Below are 13,741 nucleotides of genomic sequence, written 5' to 3'. Positions count from 1 at the left end.
GAGGTAGACGCCCGACTGGTCGTTGAGCACGCCGAGCACGATCCGGTCACCGGACAGCTTGCTGCCCGACGAGCCCTGCGGTCCCCCGCCGCCGCAACCGGCCAGCAGGAGCGCGACAGCGGCCACGGACACCACGCGTTTATTCATAGCTGCCTCCACTGTGTCGGGTCAGATGCCGAGGTACGTGAGCAGCTCGCCTTCGCGCTCGCGTACCTCGTCGTTGCGGAGCGTCTCGACCACCCGGCCCTCCGCGAGGAGGTGGTGGCGGTCGGCGACGCCGGTCGCGAAGCGCAGGTTCTGCTCGACCAGCAGGACCGCGGTGCCCTGCTCGCGGACCTGCCGGAGGATGTCGGCGACCCGGGTGACCAGCAGCGGGGCCAGCCCCTCGGTCGGCTCGTCGCAGAGCAGCAGGCGGGCGCCCATCCGCAGCACCCGGGCGAGCGCGAGCATCTGCTGCTCGCCGCCGGAGAGCTGCGTGGCGGCTGAGTTGCGCCGTTCGTGCAGCACGGGGAACGTCTCGTAGACCCGGTCGAGCGACCAGGGCGCCGGGCCGACCGCGGGCGGCAGGGTCAGGTGCTCGGTGACGGACAGGGAGGCGTACGCGCCGCGGTCGTCGGGCACCCAGCCCAGCCCGAGCCGGGCCCGGCGGTGCGCGGCCAGCGACCCGAGGTCCCGGCCGTCGAAGGAGACCGTGCCGCGCTGGCCCGGGTGCAGCCCCATCACGCAGCGCAGGAGCGTGGACTTGCCGGCGCCGTTGCGGCCGACCAGCGTGACCACCTCGCCGGGCGCGACCGTGAGCGCGACGTCGCGCAGCACCGTGGCCTCGCCGTACCACGCGTGCAGTCCCTCAACCCGCAGCATCGGCCGCTCCCAGGTAGGCGGTGATCACCCGCTCGTCCGCGCGGACCTCGTCGTAGGGGCCCTCGGCGAGCACCCGGCCGGCCTGCAGCACGGTGACCCGGTCGGCGAGCCGGCCGACGACGCTCATGTTGTGCTCGACCAGCACCACCGTGCGGCCGGCGCGGACCCGGTCGACCAGGTCGACCGTGCGGTCGACGTCCTCCAGGCCCATGCCGGCGGTCGGCTCGTCGAGCAGCAGCACGTCGGGGTCCAGGGCGAGGGCGAGGGCCAGCTCGAGGGCGCGCTTGCGGCCGTAGGGCAGCGCGCTCGCGGGCACCTCGGCCAGCTCGTGCAGGCCCACCATGGCGAGCAGCTCGTCGGCCCGCTCGCGGTAGCGGCCGAGCAGCTTGGCCGAGCGCCAGAACCGCCAGCCGAGCCGGCCGCGACCCTGCAGGGCCAGCTCGACGTGCTCGCGGGCGGAGAGCATCGGGAACAGGCTGGTGATCTGGAACGAGCGGGCGACGCCGAGCGCCGCGATCCGCTCCGGCGGCAGTCCGGTGATGTCGCGGCCGGCCACCTCGATCCGGCCGCCGCTGGGCTTCAGGAAGCCGGTGAGCAGGTTGAACAGCGTGGTCTTGCCGGCGCCGTTCGGCCCGACCAGGGCGTGCACGGTCCCCGCGGCGACCGCGAGGTCCACGCCGTCGACCGCCCGGAACCCGCGGAAGTCGCGGGTCAGGGCGTGGGTGGCCAGCACCGTCTCCGCCATGCGCGCCTCCCGCCTGTGTCCCGCGCCACACCCCGGCGACGCATTCCGGAAACTTACGAGTCCATGGGTACGAGTCGATATGTTGATGAGCCACATAAACCGACCCGGATCAATGTGTGCTGGTGGTGGGGTTTTCCCTACCGACAACGGCGCGTTCAGCGGGGAGAATGGCGGCGATGGACTGGGAGGAACGGATCCGCGCCGCGCGCGAGGCGGTCCCGCGGGGTCTCGCCCTCGCGGCGCTCTCGCTCGGCCTCGGCCTGCCGCTGTTCGTTGCCACGGTCGTCGCCGTCGCGCTGCTCCCGCTCGGCGTCGGCCTGCTGCTCGCGCCGCGCGCGCTGGCCGGTGTCCGCCGGTTCGCCGACGCGCAACGACGGCGCGGCCTGGCCTGGTCCGGCGTGCGGGTCGACCGCTTCGAGCGCGCGACCGGCCTGCGCGCCCTGCGGGACGCGGCCACCTGGCGCGACCTGCTCTGGCTGCTCGTCAACGTGCCGGTCGGCACCGCGGCCGGCCTGGTGCCGGCGGCGCTCGCCTTGTGGGCCGGCTTCGGCCTGGTGATCGCCCCGGTGGCCGCCGGCAGCGGCGCCGAGGGCGACTTCTGGCCGGTCGCGATCGCGATCGGCCTGTCGGCGGCGGTCGTGCTGGTGCTCGGCGCGCCCGCGGTCCTCCGCCTGCACGCCCGGTTCAGCGCCGCGCTAATGCGCCCACCCCGCCGCGAGCTGGCGGCGCGGGTCGACCGGCTCGAGGAGACCCGGGCCGACGTGGTCGACGCGGGCGCCGCCGAGCTGCGCCGGATCGAGAAGGACCTGCACGACGGGGCCCAGGCCCGGATCGCCGCGGTCGGCATGACCATCGGCCTCGCCGAGCAGCTCGTCCGCACGGACCCGGCCAGGGCGGAGGCGCTGCTGGCCGAGGCCCGCGACACCAGCGGCCAGGCCCTGGCCGACCTGCGCCGGCTCGTCCGCGGCATCCACCCGCCGGTGCTGGCCGAACGCGGACTCGTCGAGGCCGTCCGGGCGCTCGCGGTCGTGCTCCCGGTGCCGACCACGGTCACGGCGGACCCGTCGGCGCGCGCCGCGGCGCCGATCGAGGCGGCGCTCTACTTCGCGGTCGCCGAGGCACTGGCCAACGTGGCCAAGCACAGTGCGGCGGCCCGCGCGTGGGTCACCCTGCACGCACCCGCCGGCGGGCGGTTGGTGGTCGACGTCGGCGACGACGGTACGGGCGGCGCCCGGATCCCGGCCGCCGGTGGCCTGGCCGGGGTGCGCCGGCGGCTCGCGGCGTTCGACGGCCGGCTGGCGGTGTCCAGCCCGCCCGGCGGCCCGACGCTGGTGACGATGGAGGTGCCGTGCGGGTCGTGATCGGCGAGGACCAGGCACTGCTCCGCGACGGCCTGGCCCGGATCCTGACCGCGTACGGCGAGACCGTCGTGGCCGCGGTCGAGAGCGCACCGGAGCTGGCCGCGGCGATCGACTCGTGCGCGCCCGACGTGGCGATCGTCGACGTCCGCCTGCCGCCGTCGTTCACCGACGACGGGCTGCGGGTGGCGACGCAGGCGCGGGCGCGTACACCCGGATTCCCGATCCTGGTGTTGTCGCAGCACGTCGAGGTGCTCTACGCCCGTGAGCTGCTCGCGGCGGGCGAGGGCGGGCTCGGCTACCTGCTCAAGGACCGGGTGGCCGACGTGGCCCGGTTCGTCGAGGCGGTCCGCATCGTCGCGGCGGGCGGCACGGTCCTCGACCCGGACGTGGTCGCCGACCTGCTGACCCGGCGCGGCGAGGGCATCGCGCGGCTCACCCCGCGCGAGCGGGAGGTGCTGCGCCTGATGGCGGAGGGCCGCGCGAACGCCGGGATCGCGAACCGCCTCGGTGTCACGGAGAAGGCCGTCAACAAGCACATCAACAACATCTTCGGCAAGCTCGGCCTGCTGCCCGACCAGGACGACAACCGGCGGGTCCTGGCGGTGCTGAACTACCTGGAGGCACCGTGATGTCCTCCCGGCGAGTGACCACCATGGACGCTCACCGGGGCGTACGCTGACGGACCGTGGCCGATACCTACACCGTCTCCCGGTCGATCGAGATCGCGGCCCCACCGGCGCGGATCTACGAGCAGATCGCGGATTTCCACAACTGGACACAGTGGTCGCCGTGGGAGGACATGGACCCGGCGATGCAGCGGGACTATTCCGGATCGCCGTCGGGCCCGGGCGCGGCCTACGCGTGGTCCGGCAACAGCAAGGCCGGCAAGGGCCGCATGGAGATCGTCTCGGTGCACGAGCCGTCCGACGTCAAGATCGACCTGGCCTTCGAGAAGCCGTTCAAGTCGCGCAACGAAATCGTCTTCGCGGTCCAACCGACGGGCACCGGCTCGAAGGTGACCTGGACGATGATCGGCCCGAAGACCTTCGGCATCCGCCTGATGTCCCTGGTCAAGCCAATGGACAAAATGATCGGCCCGGACTTCGAGCGAGGCCTGGACCGCCTGAAGAACGTCACGGAAGCGGCACCGGAGCCCGCTTAGGATTCAGACCCGACCGCTTGCGGTCATTCCGACCGTGCGGCGTTGGCGCACAATGGCGCGGGTGACGTGGTGGAACACCGGTGGGGTCTGGTTTCTCGCGCTCTTCGGCGGTGCCGCCGGGGTGGCGTTCGTGGTGTCGGTCGCCGGCCGGGTGTTGGTGGGGGCAACGCCCCGCTCCGGTGGCGGGCGACCGCCGAGCACCATCGACCTCGCCTATCTCGAGGGCGGCGCCGCGCACGCCGCGCTGGCCTGCGTCGTCGGGCTGCACCGGGTCGGGGCGGTCAACCGCGGGCCGATGCTGACGCTCGACGTGACCGGCCCGCTGCCGAACGGCGCGCCACCGCTGATGGCCGCCGTCCACGGACGGCTGCGCGAGCCCTGCTCGTGGGTCGCCGTCCTTGCCGACCCCGACGTCCGCAACGCGGGCGCCCGGCTGCACCGCAAGCTCGTCCGGCGCGGCCTGCTCGCGTCGGACACCCGGCGGCGGTGGGCGCGCGTGGCCACCGTCCCGCTCTGGGCCGTCGTCGCCCTCGGCCTGCTGCGGCTGGCCTCCTTCGTCGGCAACGGCGCCGAGGCCGGTCGCGGGCCTACGGCGGGCATCGTGGTGGTGACCGGAGTGGCCGCGCTCGCGGCCTGGATGCTGGCGGCACCACCGCGGGTCACCAGGGCCGGGCGGGCCGCGCTGCGGGCGGCCGCCGCGGACGTGCGGGAGGCGGAGCGCCGCCGGGAAGGCGGCCGCGAACCGTCGGCACGGGAGCTGATGCGGTCGGTCGCGGTCCGCGGACCGGCCGAGCTGGCCGCCGTCGATCCGGTGTTCGGTGACGCCGTCGGCGCCCACCGCCCGCTGCGCCCGGCTCCGCCGCAGCGCATGTTCAGCTGGGAGTACGACAGCTGGCGCCGCTGGTGAGGTCCGGCAGCGGTGCCGCCCGCGCAGCACCTGGTTGACAGCCAGTTCCGCCCCAACCAGGTAGCTCGGGATGCCGGCCAGGTGGAACAGCAGCGGCGAACACGGCGGCCTGGGACGTGTAGGCCACCCCATCCCGGGCACTTGCCAGGCATGCGGGTGGTGGTGACCGGGGCCAGCGGCAACATCGGCACGGCGTTGCTGCGTTGGCTCGACGGGCGGGCCGGGATCGGGTCCGTCGTCGCCCTCGCGCGCCACGCGCCGCCCGCCGGCGCCGAGACACCGTACGCCAGGGTCAGCTGGGTGGAGCGCGACCTCGGCACCGCCGGCGACCTCGCCGAGGTGTTCAGCGGCGCGGACGCCGTCGTCCATCTCGCCTGGGACATCGTTCCCGGTCACCATCGTGCCGCGCACACGCGCACCAACCGCGAAGGGTCGCGGCGCGTCGTGGACGCCGTGGTCCGGGCCGGTGTGCCGCAGCTCGTCCACCTGTCGTCGGCCGCGGTCTACTCGCCGCATCGCGCCCGCACCGCGGTGACGGAGGACTGGCCGCGCCGCGGTGTGCGGACCTCCGCCTACAGCCGCGACAAGGTCGACGTCGAGGACCTGCTCGACCGCGTCGAGGCGGAGCACCCAGAGCTGCGCGTCGCCCGGATCCGGCCGCCGGCCGTGCTGCAGCCCGCCGCGGCCAGCGAGATCGCCAGGATGATGCTCGGCCGCGCGGCGCCGCTCGTCCGGGTCGCCCGGGCTCGGGTTCCGCTGCTGCCGCTGCCGCCCGGCGCCGTGGTGCAGGTGGTCGCCGCCGACGACGTCGCCGATCTGGCCGGTCGGGCCCTGCTCGCCCGGGCGACCGGCGCCTTCAACGTCGCGGGCGAGCCCCACCTGTCGCCGGTGCTGCTGGCCCGGCTGCTGGGCGGCCACCATCTGCCGATGCCCGCCACCACGGCGCGCGCGATGCTGACCGGTGCCTGGCGGCTGCGGCTCCAGCCGCTGGACGGCTCCTGGCTGGACCTGGTGCTGGACACGCCCCTGCTCGACTGCACCCGCGCCCGCGACGAGCTCGGCTGGCGCCCCGAGTACGACGCCCGGCTGACCGTCCTGGCGACCCGGCACGCCGCCGCCGGGTCGGCGGGCACCCACAGCCCCCGCCTGCGCCCCCTCTAGGCCCCGTACAGCTGGCGCTGCAAGGCCCCGATGAGCGACCTGTACGCCGTCCCGGCCATGCCGTTGCGGGCCAGCGCCGCGTGTGCCGCGTTGGAGCCCGGGCCGCCGTGGACGCCGCCGCCCGGGTGGGCGGACGCGCTCGCCAGGAAGAGCCGGTCGATCGGGGTGTCCGCGCGGCCCAGCCCCGGCACCGGCCGGAAGAACAGCTGCTGGTGCAGCGCCGCCGTGCCGCCGTTGATGGCGCCGCCGAACAGGCTCGGGTTGCCGTGCTGCAGGTCCCCCGGGAGCTGCACGTGCCGGGCGAGGATGGAGTCGCGGAACCCGGGCGCGTGGCGTTCGATCGTCGCCTCCAGCCGCTCCGCCTGCTCGCGCATGCGCTCGGTGTCGCGCGCGGCCGCCTGCGGCACGTGCGTGTAGGCCCACAGCGACTCCGTGCCCGCCGGTGACCGGCTCGGGTCGGCGGTCGTCATCTGTCCTACGAGGACGAACGGGTCCTCGGGAACCTCACCACGGGACAGCGCCGCACTGTACGCGCTCAGCCCCGCCATGTCGCCGAGATGCACGGTGCCCGCACCGCGCGCGTCCGTGGCGGTCCAGGCGAGCGGCGCCGACAGCGCCCAGTCGACCTTGATCGTGCTGTTGTCCCACTGGAACCGCCGCAGGTGCCCGACGAACGCCGGCGGCAGCGAGTCGTGGCCCACCAGGTTCGCGTAGAGGGCCGGCGCCGGCACGTCGGCCAGCACCGCCCGGCGGGCCCGGATGCGCTCGCCGTGCGCGTCCTCCACGCCGACGGCGGTCGCGCGGGCGTGCAGCACCCGCGCCACCCGCCGGCCGTACTCGACGGCCCCGCCGCGCGCCTCCAGCCGGCGCAGCAGTGCCGCTATCACCTGGTCCGCGCCCCCGACCGGCACGGGAAAGCCGATGTCCTGGCCGAGCATGGCCAGCAGCCACCCGTAGAGCGCGCTGCCCGCCTGCTCGGGACCCAGGTCGGTGTGCAGCGCGTTGCCGGCGAACAGCAGCTGACCGCCCGCGCCCTGGAAGGTCTCGCGGCCGAACTCGTGCACCGGGAGCACGGCGAGCCGGGCGAAGTTCAGCGCTCCGGCGACACCGAGCCGACCGGCGAGCCGGACGCCCGCGCGTACCGGTGGGAAGGGTCGCAGGATCGCGTCGAGAAAGGGCTCGCCGATCCGCTGCCAGCGGCGCACCTCGGCGAGCCACGCGTCACCGTCGCGCGGGTCGAACGCGGCCAGCGAGGCGGCGGTCTGCTCCGGATCGCGGGACAGCAGCGCGCACCGGTCGTCGGGCAGCACGTGCGCCAGCACGGCCGGCGCGTGCCGCCACTCGAGCCCGTACGCCTCGAGGTCGAGCCCGCGCAGCACGGGCGAGGCGGCGCCCAGCGGATAGAACGCGCTGTAGACGTCGTGGTGGAAGCCGGGAGCGGTCAGGTCGGCCGTCCGCACCGCTCCCCCGGCGGTGTCGGTGGCCTCCAGGACCAGGACCTCCCAGCCCGCGTCCGCGAGCAGGTTGGCGGCGACGAGACCGTTGTGCCCGCCACCGATGACCACCGCGTCTACCGTTCGCACCAATAGAACCTACCCATTTCCGGCGGGACGATGCGTGATCTGTTTGGACCCGTTCGTCCGGGGAACGCACGTACCGTGAGTGAGACGAGTCGGGTCATCGACGCCACGCCGGAACGGATCTTCGCTGTGCTCGCGGACGGGTGGAGCTACGCGAGCTGGGTCGTCGGCGCCGCCCACATCCGCGACGTCGAGGACGGCTGGCCCGCGGTCGGCACCAGCATCCACCACCGGGTGGGCCCCTGGCCGGTCCAGATCAACGACAGCACGACCGTGCGGGCGATGGAGCCGGCGCGGCTGCTCGAGCTGGACGCCCGGATGTGGCCGCTCGGCCGGGCGGTCATCCGGCTCACGCTGGAACCCGCCACGCCCACGTCCACCCTGGTCCGGATGGCCGAGACGGTCGTCTCCGGCGCTGTCCGGTCGCTGCCCGACCCGGTGCAGGCGCTGCTGCTCAAACCGCGCAACGCCGAGGCGCTCGGCCGCCTCGGTGACATCGCCGTGCATCGCCGTCCTGTTTGACGCCGCTCGATGCGGGGTACGCGCACCGCTCCTGACGAAGGAGGGTCGCGATGCACGCGCGGATACGAGCGCTCGGTCACCCCGTCCACCCCATGCTGGTGATGTTCCCGGCTGCGCTGTTCATCACGGGTACGATCTTCGACCTCGTCCACCTGGCGGGCGACAACGACGTGTTCGGCGAGGTCGGCTTCTGGACCATCTCGGTCGGCCTGATCGGCGGCGTCCTCGCCGGCCTGACCGGCTTCGCCGACTGGACCAAGGTCCCCGCCGGCACCCGCGCCAAGCGCGTCGGCCGCCTGCACGGCCTGCTCAACGCCGTGGTGCTGGTGCTCTTCGCGATCTCCTGGTTCGTCCGGGTCGGCGGTGACAGCCACGCACCCGGCGCGGGCACGTTCGTGCTCGAGGTGATCGCGGTCCTGATCGCCGGCGGGGCGGCCTGGCTCGGCGGTGAGCTGGTCGACCGCCTCGGCATCGGCGTCGACCCCGCGGCCCACCCGGACGCGCCGTCGACCATGGCGAGGCCGCAGCCGCATGGCTGACCTGCGGGTCCTGACGCTCAACCTCTGGGCCCGGCACGGCGACTGGCACCGCCGGCGCGACGTGCTCGCGGCCGGCATCCGCGAGCTGGCACCCGATCTGGTGGCGGCGCAGGAGGTGCTCGTCGAGGACGGCTACGACCAGCTCGCGGACGTGGTCGGCGACGGCTTCCACGTCGTGCACCAGACGGGCGGGCACGACGGGCTCCGGGCGGTGTCGGTGGCCAGCCGGTGGCCGGTCGGCCGGGTGCGCGAGGCCGACCTGCGGGTGACGGACCGGATCGGCACCTACCCGTGCGCGACGCTCCTCGTCGAGGTGCTCGCGCCGGCGCCGCTGGGCCGGATCATCCTGGCCAACCATGGCCCGGCCTGGCAGTGGTGGGCGGAGGCGGAGCGCGAAAGGCAGGCGGTCGCCACCGCCCGGGCGGTCGAGGAGCTGGTCGGCGAGCTGCCCGGCCACGTGGTCGCCGCCGGCGACTTCAACGCCGAGCCGGGCGCGGCGAGCATGCGGTTCTGGACCGGGCGGCAGTCCTTCGACGGGCTCAGCGTCGCCTACCGCGACGCGTGGGAGAGCGCCCGCGGCGGCGCACAGGGCTGGACGTTCGACCCGCGCAACCCGCTGACAGCGGTGGACGAGCCCGGCCTCGACCGTGGCCGGCGCATCGACTACGTGCTCGTGCGCTGCACCGACCACGGCCCCACGTTGCGGGTCCGCGACACGTGTCTGGCGTTCAGCCAGGACGTGGCGGGCGTCTGGGCCAGCGACCACTTCGGAGTGGTCGCGGACCTTGCGCTGCCTTAGAGATCGAGCGTGGCGCGGACGTCGCCCAGCCCGCGGCCGACGAGCATTCGTCCGCCGCGAAGCTCCGCCCAGGCTCCGGCGGCGGTGTCCCAGCGCCGCCGGAGCCGGGCGTCGCAGGGCACGACGACCTCCACCGTCTCGCCCGGCGCGGCCTCGACCCCCTGCCAGCCCACCAGGCGGACGGGTTGGTCCGGTTCGGACGGTGCCAAGTAGACCTGCACGACCTCCCGGCTGGCCCGCTCACCCGTGTTGGTCACGGTGACCGTGACCGCCTCGCCCGACCAGGACGCTCCGGCGTACGACCAGCTTGCGTAACCCAGGCCGTGCCCGAACCAGAACGCCGGCTCCGGCGCCCGCCCCGCGTGGTGTCCGCGGTAGCCGACGAACGGGCCCTCGGTGTAGGGCAGCTTGCCGTCGACCGGCGTCACGGACCAGGCCGGGCTCGCCCCGTCGGCGACGGGCAACGTGGTCACCAGCCGACCGGCCGGCTCGATGTCGCCGACCAGCGCCGCCGCGACCGCGTGCCCGCCCTCCTGGCCGGGCAGCCCGGCCCAGAGGATCGCGTCGACCTCGTCCCGCCACGGCATCAGCACCGGCGTCGCCGCGTTGACCACCAACACGGTCCGGCGCGCGGCGCCGGCGACGGCGCTGACCAGGTCGTCCTGGCGGCCGGGCAGGCGCAGCGTGTGCTTGTCGACCGCCTCGGTCTCCTCCTCCTCGGTCAGGCCTACCACCACCACGGCCACGTCGGCGTCGGTCGCGGCCGAGACGGCGGCCGCGATCACCGCGTCGGGGTCGCGCGGCGCCGGCCGAGCCACCAGGCCGTAGCGGCCGACCCCGCTCATCGGGCCCGCGCCGGCGGGCAGCGTCACCGAGCCTTCCAGCACGTCGCCGGCGGCCACCGGCAGCACGTCGGTCGCGGCCGGTGGCGCGAGGACCTCGGCGCCGAAGCCGCCTCCGGGCGCGGCCAGTTCGTACGCCAGCGTCCGCTCTCCCAACCGCAACCGCCACGAGCCGACGCCGATCGCGCCCACCTCGACCGCCCCACCGGAGGCGAACCGGGCCTCGAACCCGACCGTGGCGACGCGGCCGGCGAGGCCGTCGTCGAACCCGACCACCGTCGAGGCCGCACCCGGCCGGGTGTCGAGCACCTCGCCGTCGGCGCCGCGCAGGGTGAACACGACATCGGACAGGAATCCGGCCCGCGCCGGCACGGGCCGCGACCGCACCTCCACGCCGTCGACGACCGTGAGCCCGGTGTCGAGGACCGCCGCCAGCCCGTCGGCGACGCTCACCTGGTGGGGCGGGTTGACCTGGGCCGACCCGCCACCCATGCAGATCGTCTCGACCGCGTGCCGGCCGATCAGCGCGACCCGGTCGGTCCGGGCCAGCGGGAGCGCTCCGGCCCGATTGGTCAGGACGGTCATCCCGGCCGCCGCGAGCCGCGTGAGCTGCTCCCGGCGGGCCGCGCTGTCCGGCGCCGGCAGGTCCGTGGGCCAGGTGCGCGGGGTGCCGATCGCGCCGACCCGCTCGGCCAGCCGGAGCAGCCGCGCCAGGTGCTCGTCGACCACCTCGGCGGCCACCTCACCGGACTCGACGGCCGCGACCAGCGCGTCGCCCCAGGGGCCGGCAGGGCCGGGCATCACCAGGTCGAGACCGCCGTTGGCGGCAGGCCCGGCGCTCCGGGTCGCGAACCAGTCCGACACCACCAGCCCCGGATAGCCCCACTCCGCCTTCAGGATCTCGTTGATCACGTGGTGCTGCTCGGTGGCGGGAACGCCGTTGACGTCGTTGTAGGCGGCCATCACCGACCACGCGTCCGCCTCCGCGACCGCGATCTCGAACGGCAGCAGGTAGACCTCGCGCAGCGTGGCCTCGTCGACGACGCTGTCGACGGTGGTGCGGTCGGTCTCGGACTCGTTGGCCACCAGGTGCTTGAGGCAGGCGGCGACACCCTGGTCCTGCATGCCACGGACGTACGCTGCGGCGAGCTTGCCGGTCAACAGCGGGTCCTCGGAGAACGCCTCGAAGAGCCGGCCGCCCAGCGGTGACCGGTGCAGGTTGATCGTCGGACCGAGCACGACGTGGATCTCCTGCGCCATCGCCTCCTCGGCGAGCAGTCCGCCCACCTCGTACGCGACCTCCTCGCTCCAGGCGCCGGCGAGCAGGGTGGCGTTGGGGAACAGCGCCACCACCGGGCCGCCGGAGAAGGTGAGCCCGCGTACGCCGGTCGGTCCGTCGGAGAGCCGCACCTCGGCCAGCCCGAGCGCCGGGGCCGGCGCGAGCGTGAACACGCCCGCGCCGGTCAGCAGCCGTACCTTGTCAGCGAGGTCCATCAGCGGAGGGTAAACCGATCCGTGAGCGCGGTGTCGAACGAGCCGCCCACCGTGACGGTGTAGGCCCCCGGTGCCGTCCTCCACCGCTGGTCCCAGTGCTGCAACAGGTGCAGGTCGGCGACGTCGGCCGCACTGACCCTGATCTCGACGGTCGTGGACCGGCCGGGTGCCAGCGTGACCCGTTGCCAGCCCAGCAGCCGCTTGGCCGGCTCGCGCGCCGCCGCCGGCAGCTCCACATAGGCCTGTGCCGTCTCGGTGCCGGCGCGGTGGCCGGTGTTCGTCAGCCGGAACCGCATCGTCACACCGCCCTTGCCCGCGTCGACCCGCAGATCCGAATAACGGAACGAGGTGTACGTCAGGCCGTGGCCGAACGGGAACAACGGCTCGACGTCCTGTGCCGCGTACCACCGGTAGCCGACCTGGAGCCCCTCGCCGTACGTGACCTGGCGCGGCTCGGTGCTCCCCGGCGGGCGTACCACCGAACCGTCGGCGAAGACGCCCGGATACCGGTCGGGATGACCGGCCGTGGGCAGGTCCGCCTCGCTCGCCGGGAAGGAGTGGGTCAGCTTCCCGCTCGGCGCCGCGTCGCCGAACAGCAGCGCCGCGGTCGCGGGCCCGACCTGCTCGCCGGCGTACCAGACCTCGAGGACGCCCTTGACGTCGTCGAGCCACGGCATGACCACCGGCCCGCCGGTCTGCAGCACCACGACGGTGTTCGGGTTGGCGGCGGCGACGGCCGAGATCAGCGCGTCGCCGTTGCCGTCGAGCGAGATGTTCGGCCGGTCGGCGAACTCGCCCTCCTGGTAGTAGCCGAACACGACCGCGACGTCGGCGGCGGCAGCGGTGGCCGCCGCGGCGGCCAGGTCGCTCCCGTCGGCGTACGAGACGGGTCCGGGTGACCGAGCAGTGATCGCCTCCAGCGGCGCGGCCGCGGCGCACGGGATGTTCGGCGCCGTGTGCAGGCAGACGCTGGACGCGTCGACGTCACCGCTGGTCGCGGTGTTGGCGGCGGTCGGCCCGATCACCGCGACCGACCCGGCCCCGCTCAGCGGCAGCACGCCGCCCGCGTTCTTCAGCAGCACCGCGCCGCGCTCGGCAAGGGTCCGGGCGAGAGCGACGCTGGCCGGCGTCGACACGTCGGCGTCCGGTGCGGCGATCCGGGGCACGTCGAACAGCCCGGCCGCGATGTGCGCGCGGACGATCCGGTACGCGGCCTCGTCGACGTCCGCGACCCGCAGGCGCCCGGCCGCGATCTGGTCCTTGATCGCCATCGGGGTCCAGTAGCGCCAGGCGTTGAGCTCCTGGTCGAGGCCGGCGCGCAGGGAGGGCGGGTCGTCGGTCAGGCCGTGCCGGGCGCCGAAGTCGCTGACCGCCCAGCCGTCGAAGCCGATCTCGCGCTTGAGGATCTGGTCGAGCAACTGCCTGCTGCCGCACGACCAGGCGTGGTTGACCTGGTTGTACGCGCACATCACCCCGCCGACGTCGCCGCGGTCGATCGCGATCTCGTACGGCAGCGTGTAGATCTCGCGCAGCGTCCGGTCGTCCACGTTGGACGAGCTGTTGTTGCGGTCGACCTCCTGCTCGTTGGCGACGAAGTGCTTGAGCACCGACTCGACGGGCTCGGCCGGGTTGGCACCGACACCCCGGCTGTACGCGGCGGCCATCAGGCCGGACGGCCGGGCAACAGCATCCGGTAGGTGCCGACGATCGCGCCCGACTTGTCGTCGCGGACGATCAGGTGGTCGCAGGCGTCGTCGAACTCGTCGAC

Annotated in this window: 13 protein-coding genes and 2 pseudogenes; 8 read left to right on the top strand and 7 right to left on the bottom strand. The window is 74.4% G+C overall.

Going from position 1 to position 13,741, the window contains the following annotated elements; translation table 11 throughout:
- From AB0H87_RS26745 to AB0H87_RS26735, 3 genes and pseudogenes are all read right to left on the bottom strand, one after another.
- Window positions 1–147: pseudogene (locus tag AB0H87_RS26745) on the bottom strand (branched-chain amino acid ABC transporter substrate-binding protein); the annotation flags it as partial.
- A 21-nt stretch (window positions 148–168) separates the two neighbouring features.
- Window positions 169–861, bottom strand: coding sequence for an ABC transporter ATP-binding protein (locus AB0H87_RS26740; RefSeq protein WP_360151139.1), 693 nt, complete (start codon window positions 859–861; stop codon window positions 169–171).
- Window positions 848–1,606, bottom strand: coding sequence for an ABC transporter ATP-binding protein (locus tag AB0H87_RS26735; protein ID WP_360151136.1), 759 nt, complete (start codon window positions 1,604–1,606; stop codon window positions 848–850). Before AB0H87_RS26735 ends, AB0H87_RS26740 begins: the two co-directional genes overlap by 14 nt.
- Window positions 1,607–1,782: 176 nt before the next feature.
- Between AB0H87_RS26735 and AB0H87_RS26730 the strand changes: the two genes are divergently transcribed.
- The 5 genes from AB0H87_RS26730 (at window position 1,783) to AB0H87_RS26710 (ending at window position 6,197) form a co-directional block, all read left to right on the top strand.
- Window positions 1,783–2,967, top strand: a complete 1,185-nt coding sequence (locus AB0H87_RS26730; RefSeq protein WP_360151133.1) for a sensor domain-containing protein — start codon at window positions 1,783–1,785, stop codon at window positions 2,965–2,967.
- Window positions 2,955–3,596, top strand: coding sequence for a response regulator transcription factor (locus AB0H87_RS26725; RefSeq protein ID WP_360151130.1), 642 nt, complete (start codon window positions 2,955–2,957; stop codon window positions 3,594–3,596). Before AB0H87_RS26730 ends, AB0H87_RS26725 begins: the two co-directional genes overlap by 13 nt.
- A 56-nt stretch (window positions 3,597–3,652) precedes the next feature.
- Window positions 3,653–4,129: an SRPBCC family protein gene (locus AB0H87_RS26720; RefSeq protein WP_360151127.1), complete on the top strand. Its 477-nt coding sequence runs from the start codon at window positions 3,653–3,655 to the stop codon at window positions 4,127–4,129.
- A gap of 61 nt (window positions 4,130–4,190) precedes the next feature.
- Complete coding sequence (locus AB0H87_RS26715; protein WP_360151124.1) at window positions 4,191–5,036, top strand: TIGR04222 domain-containing membrane protein; 846 nt, start codon at window positions 4,191–4,193, stop codon at window positions 5,034–5,036.
- A gap of 150 nt (window positions 5,037–5,186) precedes the next feature.
- Window positions 5,187–6,197 (top strand): NAD-dependent epimerase/dehydratase family protein, encoded by a 1,011-nt coding sequence (locus AB0H87_RS26710; protein ID WP_360151121.1) that lies wholly within the window; start codon window positions 5,187–5,189, stop codon window positions 6,195–6,197.
- Here AB0H87_RS26710 and AB0H87_RS26705 read toward each other — a convergent pair.
- Window positions 6,194–7,780, bottom strand: coding sequence for an NAD(P)/FAD-dependent oxidoreductase (locus AB0H87_RS26705; RefSeq protein WP_360151118.1), 1,587 nt, complete (start codon window positions 7,778–7,780; stop codon window positions 6,194–6,196). The genes AB0H87_RS26710 and AB0H87_RS26705 overlap by 4 nt on opposite strands.
- Before the next feature lie 75 nt (window positions 7,781–7,855).
- Between AB0H87_RS26705 and AB0H87_RS26700 the strand changes: the two genes are divergently transcribed.
- From AB0H87_RS26700 to AB0H87_RS26690, 3 genes are read left to right on the top strand one after another with little or no spacing between them, the layout of a single operon-like run.
- Complete coding sequence (locus AB0H87_RS26700; protein ID WP_360151115.1) at window positions 7,856–8,299, top strand: SRPBCC family protein; 444 nt, start codon at window positions 7,856–7,858, stop codon at window positions 8,297–8,299.
- Between the two features lie 50 nt (window positions 8,300–8,349).
- A complete protein-coding gene (locus tag AB0H87_RS26695) occupies window positions 8,350–8,838 on the top strand; it encodes a DUF2231 domain-containing protein (protein WP_360151112.1) in 489 nt (162 codons plus the stop codon).
- On the top strand, window positions 8,831–9,637 hold the full coding sequence (locus AB0H87_RS26690; RefSeq protein ID WP_360151109.1) for an endonuclease/exonuclease/phosphatase family protein: 807 nt from the start codon (window positions 8,831–8,833) through the stop codon (window positions 9,635–9,637). The genes AB0H87_RS26695 and AB0H87_RS26690 overlap by 8 nt, the downstream gene beginning before the upstream one ends.
- On the opposite strand, the gene AB0H87_RS26685 is transcribed toward AB0H87_RS26690, so the two are convergent.
- The 3 genes and pseudogenes from AB0H87_RS26685 to AB0H87_RS26675 form a co-directional block, all read right to left on the bottom strand.
- Entirely contained in the window at window positions 9,634–11,973 is a 2,340-nt protein-coding gene (locus AB0H87_RS26685) for a glycoside hydrolase family 3 C-terminal domain-containing protein (RefSeq protein WP_360151106.1), read from the bottom strand. The genes AB0H87_RS26690 and AB0H87_RS26685 overlap by 4 nt on opposite strands.
- Entirely contained in the window at window positions 11,973–13,637 is a 1,665-nt protein-coding gene (locus tag AB0H87_RS26680; protein ID WP_360151103.1) for a glycoside hydrolase family 3 C-terminal domain-containing protein, read from the bottom strand. Before AB0H87_RS26680 ends, AB0H87_RS26685 begins: the two co-directional genes overlap by 1 nt.
- Window positions 13,638–13,645: 8 nt before the next feature.
- Window positions 13,646–13,741, bottom strand: a pseudogene (locus tag AB0H87_RS26675) (GNAT family N-acetyltransferase); the annotation flags it as partial.

Origin of the sequence: Asanoa sp. NPDC050611 (assembly GCF_040654855.1) — a bacterium.
Lineage (GTDB): Bacteria > Actinomycetota > Actinomycetes > Mycobacteriales > Micromonosporaceae > Asanoa.
This window is presented reverse-complemented; position numbering and strand designations above follow the sequence as displayed.

Coding starts and splice junctions, on each gene's coding strand:
- AB0H87_RS26685 (WP_360151106.1), bottom strand. CDS start 11,973: ATGGACCTCGCTGACAAGGTACGGCTGCTGACCGGCGCGGGCGTGTTC.
- AB0H87_RS26680 (WP_360151103.1), bottom strand. CDS start 13,637: ATGGCCGCCGCGTACAGCCGGGGTGTCGGTGCCAACCCGGCCGAGCCC.
- AB0H87_RS26735 (WP_360151136.1), bottom strand. CDS start 1,606: ATGGCGGAGACGGTGCTGGCCACCCACGCCCTGACCCGCGACTTCCGC.
- AB0H87_RS26730 (WP_360151133.1), top strand. CDS start 1,783: ATGGACTGGGAGGAACGGATCCGCGCCGCGCGCGAGGCGGTCCCGCGG.
- AB0H87_RS26695 (WP_360151112.1), top strand. CDS start 8,350: ATGCACGCGCGGATACGAGCGCTCGGTCACCCCGTCCACCCCATGCTG.
- AB0H87_RS26710 (WP_360151121.1), top strand. CDS start 5,187: ATGCGGGTGGTGGTGACCGGGGCCAGCGGCAACATCGGCACGGCGTTG.
- AB0H87_RS26690 (WP_360151109.1), top strand. CDS start 8,831: ATGGCTGACCTGCGGGTCCTGACGCTCAACCTCTGGGCCCGGCACGGC.
- AB0H87_RS26740 (WP_360151139.1), bottom strand. CDS start 861: ATGCTGCGGGTTGAGGGACTGCACGCGTGGTACGGCGAGGCCACGGTG.